Raw genomic sequence first — 16,121 nt, 5'->3', positions numbered from 1 at the left:
GCTGCACCGCGTGGGCCACCGCATCCTCGTCGTCTGCACGGCGAACGTCTGTCGCTCCCCGATGGTCGCCGCGATGCTCGGGCACCGGCTCGATCCCCAACTCTTCACCATCGACAGCGCGGGTGTCCGGGCGCCTCGCGGCCGCCCGATGGATCCGGACTCCGCCGACCAGCTGCGCGCCCGCGGCGTGCCCGTCCCGCAGCGCACGGCGCAGCAGCTGACGCGCGACCTCGTGCTCGGGGCCGACCTCGCGCTGACCGCGACGCGGGCGCACCGCGCCGACGTCCTCGACCTCGACCCCCGCGCGCTGCGCCGGACCTTCACGGTGCTGGAGTTCGCCGCCCTGGCCCAGCTCGCGGAGACCGGCGGCGTCGACGACATCGTCAGGGCGGCCGCAGGGCTGCGCACGCAGGGCCCGGCCGACACCGACCTGCAGGACCCGATCGGGCGTCCCCCGGCCGTGCATGCGGAGGTCGCCGAGCGCGCCGGTGGCGCGGTCACCGCGATCGTGGCGGCCTTCGGCGGCTAGGAACATGCGCTCGGCACCTTGACGTCGTTGCTCGACGTGGCGATGCCCGGGGTCTCGAAGTACCGCGCGTCCGCGTCGGCGCCCGGCGCGGTGCGCACCCGCCACGTCACCGAGATCTCGTCCCCGGGCGCGATGGTGAGGGTGCCGTACTGCACCGCGCGCTCCTGGTAGGTGACGTCGCTGGAGGCGAGCGGCTTGTCGGTGCCGTCGATCGTGAAGCCCACGACCTGTCCGCCCCGCGGCGCCAGCAGGCGGTAGGTCAGGAGCTGGTTGCCCTTCTGCGTGCGGTTGCCGCGGCCCGTCACCGACTGCGGCGCCTTCTCCGGGTTCCCGCTGAACTGGTTGCGGAACGAGGTGGTCACGACGATCACCTGGCTGCGATCGGCGGAGCACGTCGTCGCCTTCACGCGCGTGTCGTAGCGCAGGTGGTACTGCATCTTCGACTGCGAGGAGTCGGTGATGTAGAGGCCGACGTACGGTGACGAACCGGGCTGGGCGACCTCGCCCGCGACGGGCGTCCGCGCGATGACCTGCTGCCGCTCGGGGTCGCGGAACCAGATCTGGACCCGGCGCTCCGAGGCGGCCTCCGAGAGCGCCCGGACGATCTTGACCCAGTTGCCGCTGCCGTTCATGACGGCCTGGAAGGTACGGCCGGTGGCGGTCTCGAAGTACTCGTTCTGGTCTTCGGGATCCTCGTGGTCGACGTAGACGCCGTTGAGCAGGCGCGACATCGCGTTGTCGGCGGTGAGGCGGTCGCCGTCGACCTCGATCGCCCCGATCCCCCGCAGCACGTAGGACAGCGCGACGGCGTCGAGGCTGATCACGCCGTCGATGTCGACGTCGTAGGTCCGCTCGGCGCGTCCCGCCCAGATGGACGCCACCCGAGGGAAGTCCGGGCTGATGTTCGTCGAGCGCACGTCGTGACCCATGATCGTGCCGAACGCCGCCCGCTCGTCGCGGCTCAGCCTGGCGTCGGGCAGCCGGGTGCCGTCGGCGGCCAGGTTGAGGTCGCCGGCCGCCGACTGCTCGCTCAGCGTGATCCGGCCGTTCTCGGTCCGCAGCAGGACGAAGGCACCCGCGAGGCCACCCGTGGAGCGGATCTCGGCATTGGTCTGGAAGGCCAGCAGGTAGTGCTGGGCGCCCTCGACGCCGAGCGACTGCACCGCGAGCCGCATCACGCGGTCGGCGGCATCGGCCGACCGGTTCGCGTCCTCGACCTGGCGCTGGAGCTCCAGCACGGGGCGCACGAGGGGACCCACCAGCCCCTCCGCCTCGATCCGGCGGATCCGCTCGGCGTTCTCGCCCAGGACGTCGCCGGCCGTGGAGACCGCGGGCGCCATCGTGCCGAGCGTCTTCACGTCGAGGCGGCCGTCGCTGGGGCGGAAGCTGTCGACGGACAGGGCCGAGCCCGCCTCCACCAGTGGCGGGAGACCACGCACGGCGATGTCGTCGATGGCCGCGGAGGTCACCTGCACGGCCTCGACGTTGCGGCCCAGCCACGGGACCCGAGAGGCCAGGTCCCACGTGCCGCCCCGGCTGACCCGGTGCGCCCGCTCGGTGTCGGCCTGCATCCGGCGCAGGGTCACCGCGGCACCGTCGGCGTCGCCCGAGGCCATCTGCTGCTTCAGGGCCACCGCGCTGTCCTGGGCGCGCACCAGGCTCGAAGCCACGGACCTCGCCTCGAGCACGAACGGCACGAGGGCGAAGCCGGCGACGGCCAGGGCGAATCCGATCGAGAGCCACAGGACTGCGGACCTGCGGGAGATGCGGTTCACCACGGCCGCCGCCGTCCGACGTGCCGGGCGGACCGGCTCGCCGACGTGCCCACTGCGGTCAGGCGGACTTGCGGCGACGAGCCGCGACGGCCACGCCGCCGCCGATCACGACGAGGCCGGCACCGAGAGCGAGCAGCTCCCAGTTGGAGCCGCCCGTGTCCGCGAGCGCGCCGTTGTCGGCCGAGGCCGCGCTGTCGTCGCCGGCGCCCTCGTCGTCGCCGGCAGCGGCGTCGCCGTCCACCACGACGGTGAAGGTCTGCGTCGTCACCTGGTCACGCGCGGCGGCCTGCGTGGCGTCGGCGCTGTAGGCGATCGGACGGAACGGACCCGCCGTGGAGTAGCGGCAGACGACCGTGCCCTCGTACGTGCCGGGATCGGTCGGCGCGTCGAAGGTGGCGGTGTAGTCGAAGCCGATGGCGCCGGGGGCCGTGTCGCCGTTGAAGCGGGCGGACCACGAGCACTCGACGTTGGAGGAGAACGAGACCGAGAACGGCTCGCCCGGCTGGACGACGGTGGTGCCGTCACCGTCGGTGACGATCGCGGGATCGCCGTATCCCTCGGAGGTGGCCGGGGTGGCGAGGGCCAGCAGCAGCAGCGCCCCCAGGCCCAGGACGTAGGAGATGGGTCGGAGCAGTTTCACGAACATGTGGTGGGTTCCCCTCGAAGCGACCAACAGAATGGTGACGCCCTGCAAATGTAAACAGTTACTTACCAGTCTGTCGAACCATCGCCCGATAGTTCTTCGGAACCAGGGTCATATGGCCCAAGGGGTGAGACCCGTGTACGCCGCCGCACCCAAACGCCCCTATCGTGACTCCTGTGGCTGTGGACGACCGGTCCATCGGGATCATTGGCCCATCGGGGGGCCTCACCTGGCCTCGGCTGTTCAAGGCCGAGGGGACTCGCGCTGCCCGCCGTCAGTACGCACGCCGCGTCGCGGTCACCGACCTGCTCGTGCTGCTCGTCGTCATCATCTCGTCGGAGTACATCTGGCTCGGTGGCAATGCCGGCACGATCGGTCCCCAGCTCGGACTGGGCTACACCAAGTTCGGCGTGCTCCTGACGTTCGGCTGGTGGCTCGCCCTCCGCCTGGGTGGCACGCGCAACCGCAACGTCCTCGGGTCCGCCGACGAGTACCAGCGGATCGTGCACGTCACGGTCACGGTGTTCGGCGTCATCGCGATCGTCACGCTGCTGATGAACTTCAACCTCTCGCGCGGCTACCTGGCCATCGCGTTTCCCCTCGGGCTGATCGGGCTGCTGTTCACCCGACGCATCTGGCGACGGTGGCGCCGCCGCGAGATCCTGCGCGGCCGCCTGGTCGAGAACGTCCTCGTCGTGGGCCAGCCCGAGAACGCCCGTGAGATCGCCGGCTGGTTCACGAACCATCCCGCCGAGGGCCTCCGGGTGACCGGGGTCTGGCGGCCGGTCCACGCCACCGAGAGCCAGTGGCTGCGGGTCGGCGAGAACTTCGTCCCCATCATGGGCCAGGCGCGCTCGCTGAAGTCGGCGGTCAAGATGGCCGGCGCGGACGCGGTGATCGTCTCGGCCACCGACGAGCTCGGGCACCACGGGCTGCGGGACCTCACGTGGGAGCTGGAGTCCGCCGGCATCGAGATGCTCGTGTCACCCAATCTCGTGGCGGTGGCCGGCTCGCGCATCGGCATGCGCGAGGTGGCCGGGATGCCGTTCGTGGCCGTGAAGGAGCCCACCTACGCCGAGGCCGGGAACTGGCCGAAGCTGGTCTTCGACTGGTGCGGCGCGATGGCGATCCTGCTGCTGAGCTCGCCGATCCTGCTCGCCACGGCCGCCGCGATCAAGCTCTCCAGCCCGGGTCCGGTGTTCTACCGCCAGGAGCGGATCGGCCGCGACGGCGAGCCGTTCCAGATGATCAAGTTCCGGTCCATGCGCGTGGGCGCCGACGCCGACCTCGCCCGGCTGCTCGAGGAGCAGGGCACCGCCGGCCAGCCGCTGTTCAAGGTCGAGAACGACCCCCGCATCACCGGGGTGGGGCGGTTCATCCGCCGGTACTCGATCGACGAGCTGCCGCAGCTGCTCAACGTCCTGCACGGCGACATGAGCCTCGTGGGCCCCCGCCCCCAGCGCGAGGGGGAGGTCGCGCTCTACGACCAGACGGCCCGGCGGCGCCTGCGGGTGCGCCCCGGCATGACCGGCCTGTGGCAGGTCTCCGGCCGCTCGAACCTCTCGTGGGAGGAGGCGATCGCCCTGGACATGCACTACGTCGAGAACTGGACCCTCATGGGCGACCTGCAGATCCTGGTGCGCACCGTCAGGGCCGTCGTGGCCAAGGACGGCGCCGTCTGACCCACCCACGACGAAGCCCCGGTCCAGGTGGACCGGGGCTTCGTCATCATGCGGAGTGCGATCAGGCGAACTTCTCGCCCTTCTCGGCCTTCTCGAGCAGCAGCGCGGGCGGGGTGAACCGCTCGCCGTACTTCTCGGCCAGCTCCTGGGCGCGCTCGGCGAACGCCTTGACGCCGATCTCGCCCGTGGCGGACTCGTAGCCGTTCACGTACTGCAGCGCGCCACCGTGGACCGGCGGGAAGCCGATGCCAAAGATGGAGCCGATGTTGGCGTCGGCCACCTGGCGGATGACGCCCTCCTCGAAGCAGCGGACCGTCTCGATCGCCATGATGAACGTGAGGCGCTCCTTGATGTCCTCGAGCGGCACGTCCACATCGTCCTTGACGAACAGGTTCCACAGCTCGGGCCACAGGAACTTCTTGCCGCCCTCGGGGTACTCGTAGAAGCCGGCGCCGGCCGCCTTGCCCGGACGACCGAGCTCGACCAGCTTGTTGACGACCTCGGACGCGGGCGTGACGGGCAGCTCCTTGCCCTCGGCCGCGGCGGCCTTGCGGGCCTCGCCCTCGATCTTCTGCTGCAGCGTCAGCGAGACCTCGTCGGACATCGCGAGCGGCTGGCCCGGGAAGCCGGCCAGCTGCGCGGCGCGCTCGATCGTGACCGGGTCGACGCCCTCGGCGAGCATCTCGACGCCCTCCATCACGAGCGTGCCGAACACGCGCGAGGTGAAGAAGCCGCGGCTGTCGTTGACGACGATCGGGATCTTGCGGATCTGCTTCGTGAAGTCGATCGCGCGGGCCAGGGCCTCGTCCGACGTCTTCTCGCCCACGATGATCTCGACGAGCTGCATCTTGTCGACCGGGCTGAAGAAGTGGATGCCGATGAAGTCCTCGGGACGCTGGACGCCGTCGGCGAGGGTGGTGATCGGCAGCGTCGACGTGTTCGAGCCCAGCAGGGCGTCGCCGTTGACGATCGGCTCGAGCTCGGCGAAGACGCTGTGCTTGAGCTCGACCGACTCGAAGACGGCCTCGACGACGAAGTCGCAGCCGGCGAGGTCGGCGTAGTCGGCCGTCGGCTGGATGCGGGCCAGGATCTGGTCCTTCTTCTCAGCCGTGAGGCGACCCCGCTCGACCTGCTTGGTCAGCAGGTTGTCGGAGTAGCTCTTGCCCTTCTCGGCGGCCTCGACGCTGACGTCCTTCAGGACGACCTCGATGCCCGCGCGCGCCGCCTCGTAGGCGATGCCCGCGCCCATCATGCCGGCGCCCAGGATGGCCAGCTTCTCGGCCTTGCGCTCGGCGACGCCCTCGGGGCGCGACCCACCGGCGTTGATCGCGCCGAGGTCGAAGAAGAACGCCTGCGTCATGTTCTTGAACTGCTGGCCGATCAGCAGGTTGACCAGGTAGCGCGACTCGATCCGGCTGGCGGTGTCGAAGTCGACCTGGGCACCCTCGACGACGGCGCTCATGATGTGGCGCGGCGCGATGTACGGCGCGCCCTTGAGCTGCTTCTTGAGGTTGGCCGGGAAGCTGGGCAGGAAGGCCGCCAGCTTGGGGTTGCTGGGCGTGCCGCCGGGGATCTTGTGACCGTGACGGTCCCACGGTTGGGTGGCCGCTTCCTCGTTGCCGGCGTTGGCCTCGACCCACGCACGCGCCGCGGACAGCAGCTCGTCGGCGGGGACGATCTCGTCGATCAGGCCGATCTTGAGCGCCTTCTCGGGCTGGTTGCGCTGGCCCTGCAGCAGGACGTTCATCAGCGCGTCCTGGATGCCGAACATGCGGGTGGTGCGGGTGACGCCGCCGCCACCGGGCAGCAGGCCGAGGGTGACCTCGGGCAGGCCGATCTCGTAGCGACCCTCCGCCGCGATGCGGTGGTGGCACGCCAGCGCGATCTCGAGGCCGCCACCGAGGGCGGCGCCGTTGATCGCCGCGACGACGGGCTTGCCGATCGTCTCGAGCTGGCGCAGCGTGGCCTTGATCGACTCGACGTTGTCGAACAGCGTCTGGGCGTCGTCCGGGGTGGCCTGGGTCATCAGCTTGAGGTCGCCGCCGGCGAAGAAGGTCTTCTTCGCGCTGGTGATGACGACGCCCTTGATGGCGTCGCCGTCCTGGGCGATCTCGTCGGCGAGACGGTTCACCGCCGCCTCCATGGAGGCGCGGTAGGTCTCGTTCATCGTGTTGGCGCTCTGGTTCGGGTCGTCGATCGTCAGGGTGACGATGCCGTTCTCGACCTCGTAGCGCACCGCGTCGGTTGCAGTCATACGTATTCCTTCGTGGTCTGGGGTCGGACGGATCAGATGCGCTCGACGATGGTCGCGATGCCCATGCCGCCGCCGATGCACAGCGTGGCCAGGCCGTAGCGCTTCTCGCGGCGCTCCAGCTCGTCGACGAGGGTGCCCAGGATCATCGCGCCGGTGGCACCCAGCGGGTGGCCCATCGCGATCGAGCCGCCGTTGACGTTGGTGCGGTCGTGCGGGAAGTCGTCGAGGTCGCGCATGAGCTTGAGCGCGACGGCGGCGAACGCCTCGTTGATCTCGAGCAGGTCGATGTCCTCGATCGACAGGCCGGCCTTGTCCAGCGCCTTGCGGCACGCGGGGCCGGGGCCCGTCAGCATGATCGTGGGCTCGGAGCCGATGACGGCGGTCGAGACGATGCGGGCGCGCGGCGTGAGGCCGTGGCGCGCACCGGCGTTCTCGTTGCCGATCAGGACCAGCGAGGCGCCGTCGACGATGCCCGAGCTGTTGCCGGCGTGGTGGACGTGGTTGATCTTGTCCACGTCGACGTAGCGCTGGAGCGCGACGGCGTCGAAGCCACCGAGGTCGCCGATGTCGGCGAACGACGGCTTGAGGCCCGACAGGGACTCGACCGTGGTGCCCTCGCGCACGAACTCGTCGTGGTCGAGGATCGTCAGACCGCTGAGGTCCTTGACCGGCACGATCGACTTGTCGAAGTAGCCGTTGGCGATCGCCTTGGCCGCCCGGGCCTGCGACTCCGCGGCGAACGTGTCGACGTCCTCGCGGCTGTAGCCCTCGATCGTGGCGATGAGGTCGGCGCCGATGCCCTGCGGCGCGAAGCCGGTGTCGAGCGAGGTCTTGGGGTCCATCGCCCAGGCGCCGCCGTCGGAGCCCATGGGCACGCGGCTCATCGACTCGACGCCGCCGGCGATGATCAGGTCCTCCCAGCCGGACTTCACGCGCGAGGCGGCCTGGTTGACCGACTCCAGGCCCGAGGCGCAGAAGCGGTTGAGCTGCACGCCGGCGACCTGCTGGCCGAAGCCGGCGGCGAGCACGGCGGTGCGGGCGATGTCGGCGCCCTGGTCGCCCACGGGCGACACGACGCCGAGGACGACGTCGTCGACCTGGTTCGGGTCGAGGTCGGGGTTGCGCACCTTGATCTCGTCGAGCAGGCCGGTGACCAGCGAGATCGGCTTGACCTCGTGGAGCGACCCGTTCTTCTTGCCGCGCCCGCGGGGGGTACGGATGGCGTCGTAGATGAATGCCTCGGTCATGGATGTCCTCACAACGGATGGAAGCGTTGGCGATGATTCTGACACCATTACTGTCAGAGTCGCCACATACCCCCAGTATTTCATTGCAGGCAAGTGGAATCCACGCCTGCGAACGGCCTCAGTCCCCCGGGATCACCAGGCCGGCCAGGAGCACGCCGAGCACCACGAGCACGACGGCGGCGAGCATCGCGACGGCCGCACGGGCCGCCGGGGAGCCGCTCGATGCGGCCCGCACGGCTCCGAACCCGAGCACCGCGCCCGCCACGTCGGCGACCACGTCGAGGAGCGACGCAGTCCGGTCGAGGGGTCCGAGACCCTGCACCAGCTCGATCACGACGGCGATCGCGAGGCCGGCGGCGACGGCGAGCAGCACCGAGGCCCGAGGCAGCGCCACGGCCACCACCGCACCGACCGGGACGAAGAACAGCGTGTTGGCCAGGACCTCGGCACCGTCGACCACCCGCGAGGCCGGCACGGAGAGCACGTCGGCGATCGTGGTGGTGAGCGGCCAGGCCTCGACGCCGAGCCCGGAGTCGACGTGGCGCGGCCACAGGCCGATCGCGGCGGCCAGCACGACGTAGAGCACGGCGAGCACGAGCACGGCGCGGGGCACCCGGGGCCGGGGCTCTTCCATGGGCCGAGCGTAGGACAGCACCCGTCCGGATCGGGGCTAGTCTCGTGACCGTGAACGACGCCCCCGAGTCGATCGGCATCGAGCAGCTGGCCGAGCGGGTCGGCATGTCCGTGCGGACCGTGCGGTTCTACGCCGGCCGCGGCCTGATCCCGCCGCCGCGACGTGAAGGGCGCAACGGCTACTACGGCGCCGACCACATCGTCCGCCTCGAGCTCGTGCGCGAGCTGCAGGCCCATGGCTTCACGCTCCAGGCGATCGAGGGCTACCTGGAGAAGATCCCCGCCGACGCGGGACCCGACCAGGTGGCCCTGCACCGCACCCTGCTCGCGCCGTGGATGCCCGAGCTGCCCGAGACCCTGGAGCGCCCCGCGCTGGAGAAGCGGGCCGGGCGCGAGCTCTCCGACGAGGATCTCGAGCTGCTGATCGCCCTGGGCGTCATCGAGCCCACGCCGGACGAGGACGTCTTCCGCCTCGCGCCGGCCCACCTGGCCGTCGGCATGGGCTTCCTCGACGCGGAGCTGCCGATCGACGCCGCCCACGCGGCCCGCAAGCTCATCCTCGCCCACGGCACCGCGCTGGCCGACGAGCTGACCGCCCTCTTCCGCACCCAGGTGTGGCCCTACCTCACGTCGTCGGGCCAGCCGCCCGAGATCATCACGTCGATGATCGAGCGCTTCAAACCGCTGACGATCCAGGCCCTCGTGACCGCCTACGAGCAGGCCGTCGACGAGCAGAAGCGAGAGACGGTCCGGCGCCGGAGCTGAGTCCGATGGTGCCCGTGAGGCACGAGTGAAGACGTCGGTAGGCTGGGGGCGACGCCACCGGTCCTTCGGGCCGCCGGCGCGGGATCAGGGGGGTCCATGAATTCTCACGCGCATCCGTCCTCGACGGCGCCGACCGTGGCGCTGGTCAGCGGCTTCTGGGGCCAGAACATCGGCAACGCCTTCTTCAACATGGGCGGCCGGTGGATCCTGGACCAGGTCTACGGCGAGGGTGCCGTGGCCTTCATCCAGGACCAGCCCGGCTACCGCACCTTCCACGACGCGTCGAAGGGCAACCCGGCGAACGACATCGAGTTCCTGAAGTACCTCGACGTCGAGCGCATGGTCCTGCAGGGCCCGGTCCTGTCCCAGCACATCGGCAGGCTGTGGGGACCCACGCTGTCGGCGCTCACCGCTCGCGGGGGCCGCTACGCGCTGCTGGGCGCCGCGTTCTTCAAGTTCACCGACGTCGAGCTGAACGCGGCACGGCAGTTCCTCACGGAGTTCCCGCCCGAGTTCATCGTCACCCGCGACGGCCGCTCGCACGACATCCTCGCCTCCTGGGGGCTCGACGCGCCGCTGCACAACGGCCTCGACAGCGCCTTCTTCGCGCCGAAGTCGTACACCCCGATCCGCACGACGGGGCTGGACTACTACACGTTCAACTTCGACCGCTATCCCGAGCCGACGATCGAGATCGGAGCGCCGACGCAGGACGCGGAGGTGCAGTTCGAGGCGGACGGCGCGACCTGGAGCCTCCGGACCCCGTCCATGACGTCCAAGCTGGCCCACCGCTCGAAGGTGCAGGCCTACCTGGGTCACCTGATCGACCGCCGGTCGCTGCCCGAGACGCTCAACGGGCGGGTCGTGGTGCGGCCCGAGCACCGCTTCAACCCGCACATGACCTACAAGATCTACCAACACTCCAACGCGATCGCCTCGGACGAGCCGTGGACGTACTTCACGACCTACGCGAACTCGCAGCTCACCCTCGCGGACCGCGTGCACGCGTGCGTCATCTCGCTCGCGTACGGCACGCCGGCCATGCTCTTCACCCCCTCGCCCCGATCGGCGCTGTTCGACCGGGTCGGCTGCGGCGACATCCGCAAGCACCCCGTGACGCTCGATCCGGACTTCCTCGAGGCCGAGCGTGCGGCCGAGGTGGACTGGCTCCGCGCCCATGTCTGATCGCCGCGCCGCTCCCCCGTCGGCCCAGGAGTAGACCGTGGCACCCGGGGCACTGCGCCGACTGCTCGGCGTCACCACGCTGATCGGCGTGCGCGTCGCCGGCGCGGTCATCGCCGGCGGCCTGGCGGTGTACGTGGCCCGCGTCCACGGAGCCGAGTTCTCCGGCACCTTCTTCGTGCTCGTCTCGACCCTGACGATCCTCAGCGTCCTGACCCGGCTCGGCGCCGAGCCGTACCTCACCGAGCAGATCGCCCACCGCGACGGACGCGACCGCTCCGACGCCTCATACCTCGCCTCGACCGCGTGGGCCGTGCTGGCGATGCTCCTCGGGGCCGGTGCCCTGCTCCTCGCACTCGAGATCATCGCGCCCGAGGTCTCCGAGAGGCTCCTCGGCGGCCTCGACCTGCCGCTGCTGCTGTGCGCGGTGCTCGGCCTCAACCTGCTCTGGCTCACCACGGCCTACTGCCGCGCGAAGGGGGCGGCCGGCCTCTCGATCTTCCTCGAGACGAGCGTCTGGTCGATCTGGCTGTGGGCCGTCCTGGTCGTCTCCGAGCTGGCCGGCAGGACTCCGGACACGACCGCCGTCGCGGTCGGCGTGGCCCTCATGGTGCCGACGTTCCTGCTCCTGCTGCTGCCCACCTTCGTGCGCAGCCGCGAGAACCCCCTGCGTCCCCGCGGGTTCCGGGAGGCGATCAGCGGCGTCACCGCCTTCGGCGCGCTGACGGTCACCAACGGGATCTTCGCGCTCATCCCCCTGCAGCTCCTGGGCTGGTACGGACTGACCGAGGAGGCCGGCGTCTACAACGCGGCGCTGCGGGTCTCGATGATCATCGGGGCCTCCGGCGTGATCATCAAGAGCATCGTGGTGCGCCAGGCCGTGCACGGCGAGGGCCTAGATCCCGACGCCCGGCGCGCCCACGTGCGACACACCTGCTGGCTCGCGCTCCCGTGGCTGGCGATCTCCCTGCTCATCGCCTGGCAGGGGGACCTGCTCTCGGCCCTGTTCGGGTCCGAGTTCGGCCAGATCGAGTCGATCGTGCTGATCATCCTGATCGCGCAGTCGATCAACGTCGCCTGCTTCTACCTCGAGACGCGCGCCGTCCTGGCGGGCCAGCGGCGCCTGCTCAACATCACGTCCGCCACGCTCCTGGTGCTCTCGCTGGGCTTGAGCCCGATCCTGGTCGCGCAGTACGGTCTCACCGGCGCGGCGTGGGCGTTCGCCATCCCCATCGTCACCAGCCGGCTGCAGCTCGCGTGGCTCTACCTGCGCAGCCCGGCGACTCCCGCCGCGGGAGCCGAGGCCGGCGACACGACCGAAGATCGACTCGAGTCCGAGGAGCTGACGTGAGGATCCCTGACCGCGCCGCGGCCAAGCTGCTCGCCCACCGCCTGATCACCCGGTGGAAGCTGGGCGAGCCCGCCGGCCACCGACGCGTCGCGCACGACTGCAAGATCTCCGGGCCCGTCACGATCGGGGACTACACCTACATCGGCGGCCGCTCCGAGATCCGCGCGGTCCTCAGCTCGATCACGATCGGCCGGTACTGCTCGATCGGCCGCGACGTGAAGGTCTTCTCGTCGGGACAGGCGCACCGCTTCGACGGCCTGTCGACCTACCCGTTCTACGTGATCGACCGCGAGGTCGAGCGCCGCCACTACAACGTCGAGACGACCGACACCACGATCGGGAACGACGTCTGGATCGGGTCGAACTCGATCATCCAGGCGGGCGTCACGATCGGCGACGGCGCCGTGATCGGTGCCGCGTCGGTGGTGACCCGCGACGTCGCGCCGTACTCGATCGTCGCCGGGGTCCCCGCGCGGCAGATCGGGACCCGCTTCGACGACGGCGTCGCGGCGGCGGTCGCGGAGTCGCAGTGGTGGCTGCTGGACCATGACCGTCTGATGGGACGGGCCGGCCACCTGCTGCGCACGAACGCTGCGCTGCGCGATCCGGAGCAGCTGCGATTCTGATGCGCGGAGGCAAGGAGTCTGCCGCGATGCTCGTGCTGCTCGGTCTGGCGGCATGGGACCTCAACGACGCGTCGGGGCCCAAGGCCGTGCCGAGCGCCACCCTGTTCCTGGGGATCGTCGCGGCGTGCTTCGTCGCGGCACTCGTCCTGTCGCGCCGCTCCGCGCAGCCCATCTCGCGCAAGGCCGAGATGCTCGTGGTGGCGTGCATGGTCACCGGGCTGGTGATGATCCCGTTCCGGCCTGACTTCGTGGCCCGCTACGTCGTCAGTGACATCGGGCTGCTGCTGTTCTTCCTGCTGTGCATGGTGGTGGCGTCCACCTTCCTCGACGAGCTGACCGACACGCGGTTCGTGGCCTGGTTCGTCGGCGTCTACATCGTGATCGCCGTGGTGGCCTACGTCGCCGCGGCGGTGAACCTGCGGCCCGCGTACTACTGGGGCGGGCGGTGGGACCCGCCGTACTTCATGATGCTCGGCGGCCTGTCGCTGTTCGCCCGCCACGCGAAGACCGCTCCGCGTCGCGGGCTGGCCATCGCGCTCCTGGCGGCGATGCTGGTGCTCGGCCTGACGTCGGGGAACCGCACCCAGTTCGCGCTGGGCATCATCTTCGTCGTGCTGGCCTGGGCCAGCAACGTCGCCGTCATGTACCTGCTGGGCATCGCGACGGTCACGGTGGTGTTCCTGCAGCAGCTGGGCGTCATCAGCGTGGGCTGGCTCGCGTCGTTCTTCGACGACAGCCGGTTCTCCCTGCTCTCCGGCGGTGCCGACGACTCGCTGATGGGCCGCTTCCGCGAGGTCGACGACATCATCTACCACGTCGAGCACCTCAACACCCCGGCCCAGACACTGCTCGGGCGCGGCGCCGGGGCGCTCTGGCACCCGATCACGCGGTCGCTCGACGGCGTCAGCGGCGACGTCTACTACCTCCACGTCGGCCCGGCCCACCTCGGCTACCGATTCGGCATCCTCGGGCTCGCGCTGTTCGCGTACTGGTGCTGGCTGGCGCTCTCGAACCTGCGGATCGCGCTGGAGACCGAGTGGACCCTGGGCGAGAAGTTCTGGTACCTCGGCGCCCTCGGCTTCTGCCTGAACTTCTTCCTCCAGAACAGCCTCAACGACCCGCCCGCGACGCTCGCGATGGCGGTGCTGATCGCGATCACGGCTCGGGACCAGGCCCGACGGAGACAGCCGGCGGAGACGGCCGGGTCACTCGACCCGGTCTGACCGCCCGCTCCCGGGCCGCTCGCCTGCGACGCCCGCGGCGACCAGCTGGCGGACGAACGACTCGAGCGAGTAGGCCTCGAACCCCGGCGGAGCGCCCGCCGGTGCGCCCGCGGCGACGACGTCGGCGAGCAGCTGCGCGGCGTCGGTGGTCCGCCCCTCGTCCGGGAGGATCACGACGCGACGCGGGTCGTAGAACGGCTCCTGCGCGATCGACGGGTTCGTGGTGACGAGGATCGAGCCGGACGCCAGCACCTCGAGCGTCCGCATCGTGAGTCCGGACTGGCCCGGCCGCTGCATGTCCAGGACGGCCACCGAGTGGCGGAACACCTCGGCGATCTGCGCCCGGGTGAGCGGGGTGAACGACACGTCGCGCCACGGCACGCTGCGGTTCTCGCGCGTGACGTACTTGGTCAGCGCGAAGTACCACCGCGCCTGGACGTAGAAGAACGTGAAGTCGCCCTCGCCGTCGCCGATCAGGCGCCGGACGAACGCGTAGCGGCCGCTGTGCAGCGTGCCCACGAAGGCCCAGCGGTGGCGCCGGCTCCCCGCCGCCTGCTCGGCCGGGAGCGGCCGGAACTCGGGCGTGTGGAACAGCGGCAGGTAGCCGAAGCCCGCGTGGGCCTCCACGTCGTCGCGGTCGAAGCTGAGCCGGGCGTCGAACTGGTCGAGCAGGCCGAGGCAGTTGGGCGAGTTGCCCACGGCGTCGTAGGCGTAGAACACGAAGGCGGCGCCGGGGTTGAGCGCCCGCAGCTCGCGCAGGAACCACGCCGGGACCACCTCGCCCTTGATCACCACGACGAGGTCGAACCGTTCGCGACGCAGCCGGTCGAGCGTGGACCGGTAGTGCGCCTGGATGAGCCGTCCCAGCAGCGAGCGCCGCACCCGGATCACCGCGCGCATCAGGGCGCTGTTCGACGGTCGCTCGTCGACGAAGACGGTGTCCCACCCCTGGCGCTCCAGCTCCGCGGCGATGTCCCGCTCGTAGCCGAAGAACGCCGGACTCACCAGGAGTGCGCGGCCCGTGCTCACTTGAGGAGGTTCTTCCGCTTCATCTCCTCCAGCGACGACTCGTAGCCGCCGTCGGTGAGCTCCTGCGCCCGGACCCAGCCGACGAAGGCGTCGACGCCCTCCGCGAAGCTCACCTCGGGGGCGAAGCCCAGCACCTGCGAGATCCGCGTCAGGTCGGCCACGTTGTGCCGGATGTCGCCGAGCCGGTAGTTCCCGCTCACCCGCGTGGGCACCTGCGTGCCGAAGGCGCGCTGCAGCTCGGCGACCACCGTGTTGACCGTGGTGGCGACGCCACTGCCCACGTTGAGCACCTCGCCGTCCGCCCGCGGGTCGAGCGCGGCGGTCGCGGTGGCCCTCACGACGTCGTCGATGAAGACGAAGTCGCGACTCTCCTCGCCGTCCTCGAAGATGTTGATCTCGCGACCCTGGCGGATGAGCGTGGAGAAGATCGACAGGATCCCCGTGTAGGGGTTGCTCAGCGACTGGCCCGGACCGTAGACGTTCTGGTACCGCAGCGCCACCGGCGCGATGCCGATCGTGGGCGCCACGTTCCTGATCAGCGCCTCCTGGGTGTGCTTGGTGATCCCGTAGACCGAGGAGGGATCGATCAACGAGTCCTCGGTGGTCGGCACGACCTCCAGGCCCGAGACGTCGCCCTCCACCGTGGGCTCGAAGCATCCCGCGGTGAGATCGGACTCGCGGCGGCTCCGCGGGTGGACGTGGCCCAGCTCCCGGCTCAGGTAGCGGCCCTCGCCGTAGATGGACCGCGACGACGCCACCACGATCTTGCTCACCGTGCGCTCGAGATCGTTGGCCAGGATGTCGAGCAGGAGCGCGGTCCCGCCGACGTTCACGCGGCTGTAGCGCTCGATCTCGTACATGGACTGGCCCGTGCCGGTCTCGGCGGCCAGGTGCACGACGACGTCCTGCCCGCGCAGCGCCGGCTCGAGGTCCTCGCGGGACGTGATGTCGCCGACGATCACCTCGGCATGCTCGCGGACGCGCCGGTAGAGGACGCTGCGCGTCGGGTCCTCTCCGTGGACCTGGGGCAGCAGGCTGTCCAGCACGGTGACCTCGCAGCCACGCCGGACCAGCTCCTCCACCAGGTTCGTGCCGATGAATCCGGCTCCGCCGGTGACGAGGACTCGTGTCATGGGCTCCATCCACCTCTCGCTCGCGTGCTCGACCGGGCCGAGCATGACC

At 70.4% G+C, this 16,121-nt stretch carries 14 protein-coding genes; 7 read left to right on the top strand and 7 right to left on the bottom strand.

The features are described 5' to 3' along the window. Nucleotides 1-10: 10 nt before the first annotated feature. Entirely contained in the window at nt 11-529 is a 519-nt protein-coding gene (locus B5D60_RS08330; protein WP_078699722.1) for an arsenate reductase/protein-tyrosine-phosphatase family protein, read from the top strand. Here B5D60_RS08330 and B5D60_RS08325 read toward each other — a convergent pair. Both B5D60_RS08325 and B5D60_RS08320 read right to left on the bottom strand, forming a co-directional pair. Beyond that, entirely contained in the window at nt 526-2,307 is a 1,782-nt protein-coding gene (locus B5D60_RS08325; protein ID WP_078699721.1) for a DUF4012 domain-containing protein, read from the bottom strand. The genes B5D60_RS08330 and B5D60_RS08325 overlap by 4 nt on opposite strands. 55 nt (nt 2,308-2,362) lie before the next feature. Beyond that, nucleotides 2,363-2,944 carry an LPXTG cell wall anchor domain-containing protein gene (locus tag B5D60_RS08320; protein ID WP_172806301.1) on the bottom strand — a complete coding sequence of 194 codons (582 nt, stop codon included), beginning with the start codon at nt 2,942-2,944 and terminating at the stop codon, nt 2,363-2,365. Nucleotides 2,945-3,123: 179 nt separating this feature from the next. Between B5D60_RS08320 and B5D60_RS08315 the strand changes: the two genes are divergently transcribed. Beyond that, nucleotides 3,124-4,629 carry a sugar transferase gene (locus tag B5D60_RS08315; protein WP_172806300.1) on the top strand — a complete coding sequence of 502 codons (1,506 nt, stop codon included), beginning with the start codon at nt 3,124-3,126 and terminating at the stop codon, nt 4,627-4,629. Nucleotides 4,630-4,690: 61 nt separating this feature from the next. Here the strand turns inward: B5D60_RS08315 and B5D60_RS08310 are convergent, their stop codons facing one another. From B5D60_RS08310 to B5D60_RS08300, 3 genes are all read right to left on the bottom strand, one after another. Then, the gene (locus B5D60_RS08310; protein ID WP_078699718.1) at nt 4,691-6,883 is read right to left on the bottom strand and encodes a 3-hydroxyacyl-CoA dehydrogenase NAD-binding domain-containing protein; all 2,193 of its coding nucleotides are present in this window, start codon (nt 6,881-6,883) and stop codon (nt 4,691-4,693) included. 32 nt (nt 6,884-6,915) lie between these two features. Next, the gene (locus B5D60_RS08305) at nt 6,916-8,130 is read right to left on the bottom strand and encodes an acetyl-CoA C-acetyltransferase (RefSeq protein ID WP_078699717.1); all 1,215 of its coding nucleotides are present in this window, start codon (nt 8,128-8,130) and stop codon (nt 6,916-6,918) included. A 118-nt stretch (nt 8,131-8,248) separates the two neighbouring features. Continuing rightward, complete coding sequence (locus B5D60_RS08300; RefSeq protein WP_078699716.1) at nt 8,249-8,764, bottom strand: VanZ family protein; 516 nt, start codon at nt 8,762-8,764, stop codon at nt 8,249-8,251. A gap of 50 nt (nt 8,765-8,814) precedes the next feature. Here B5D60_RS08300 and B5D60_RS08295 point away from each other — a divergent pair, with 50 nt between their 5' ends. From B5D60_RS08295 to B5D60_RS08280, 5 genes are all read left to right on the top strand, one after another. Next, nucleotides 8,815-9,528, top strand: a complete 714-nt coding sequence (locus B5D60_RS08295) for a MerR family transcriptional regulator (RefSeq protein ID WP_231949004.1) — start codon at nt 8,815-8,817, stop codon at nt 9,526-9,528. 96 nt (nt 9,529-9,624) lie between these two features. Continuing rightward, nucleotides 9,625-10,713 carry a polysaccharide pyruvyl transferase family protein gene (locus B5D60_RS08290; protein ID WP_078699715.1) on the top strand — a complete coding sequence of 363 codons (1,089 nt, stop codon included), beginning with the start codon at nt 9,625-9,627 and terminating at the stop codon, nt 10,711-10,713. Between the two features lie 37 nt (nt 10,714-10,750). Then, entirely contained in the window at nt 10,751-12,061 is a 1,311-nt protein-coding gene (locus tag B5D60_RS16720) for a lipopolysaccharide biosynthesis protein (RefSeq protein WP_153302934.1), read from the top strand. Next, nucleotides 12,058-12,687 carry a CatB-related O-acetyltransferase gene (locus B5D60_RS16715; RefSeq protein WP_153302933.1) on the top strand — a complete coding sequence of 210 codons (630 nt, stop codon included), beginning with the start codon at nt 12,058-12,060 and terminating at the stop codon, nt 12,685-12,687. The genes B5D60_RS16720 and B5D60_RS16715 overlap by 4 nt, the downstream gene beginning before the upstream one ends. After that, complete coding sequence (locus tag B5D60_RS08280; RefSeq protein WP_153302932.1) at nt 12,687-13,910, top strand: hypothetical protein; 1,224 nt, start codon at nt 12,687-12,689, stop codon at nt 13,908-13,910. The genes B5D60_RS16715 and B5D60_RS08280 overlap by 1 nt, the downstream gene beginning before the upstream one ends. Here the strand turns inward: B5D60_RS08280 and B5D60_RS08275 are convergent. Beyond that, nucleotides 13,893-14,939, bottom strand: coding sequence for a CgeB family protein (locus B5D60_RS08275; protein WP_078699713.1), 1,047 nt, complete (start codon nt 14,937-14,939; stop codon nt 13,893-13,895). The genes B5D60_RS08280 and B5D60_RS08275 overlap by 18 nt on opposite strands. Beyond that, on the bottom strand, nt 14,936-16,072 hold the full coding sequence (locus B5D60_RS08270; protein WP_078701344.1) for an NAD-dependent epimerase/dehydratase family protein: 1,137 nt from the start codon (nt 16,070-16,072) through the stop codon (nt 14,936-14,938). Before B5D60_RS08270 ends, B5D60_RS08275 begins: the two co-directional genes overlap by 4 nt. Between the last annotated feature and the right edge of the window lie 49 nt (nt 16,073-16,121).

It is taken from the genome of Aeromicrobium choanae, from assembly GCF_900167475.1.
In the GTDB taxonomy this organism is placed as follows: Bacteria; Actinomycetota; Actinomycetes; order Propionibacteriales; family Nocardioidaceae; genus Aeromicrobium; species Aeromicrobium choanae.
Note: the sequence above shows the minus strand (reverse complement) of the source record. Positions and strands in the feature narration are given on the sequence as shown.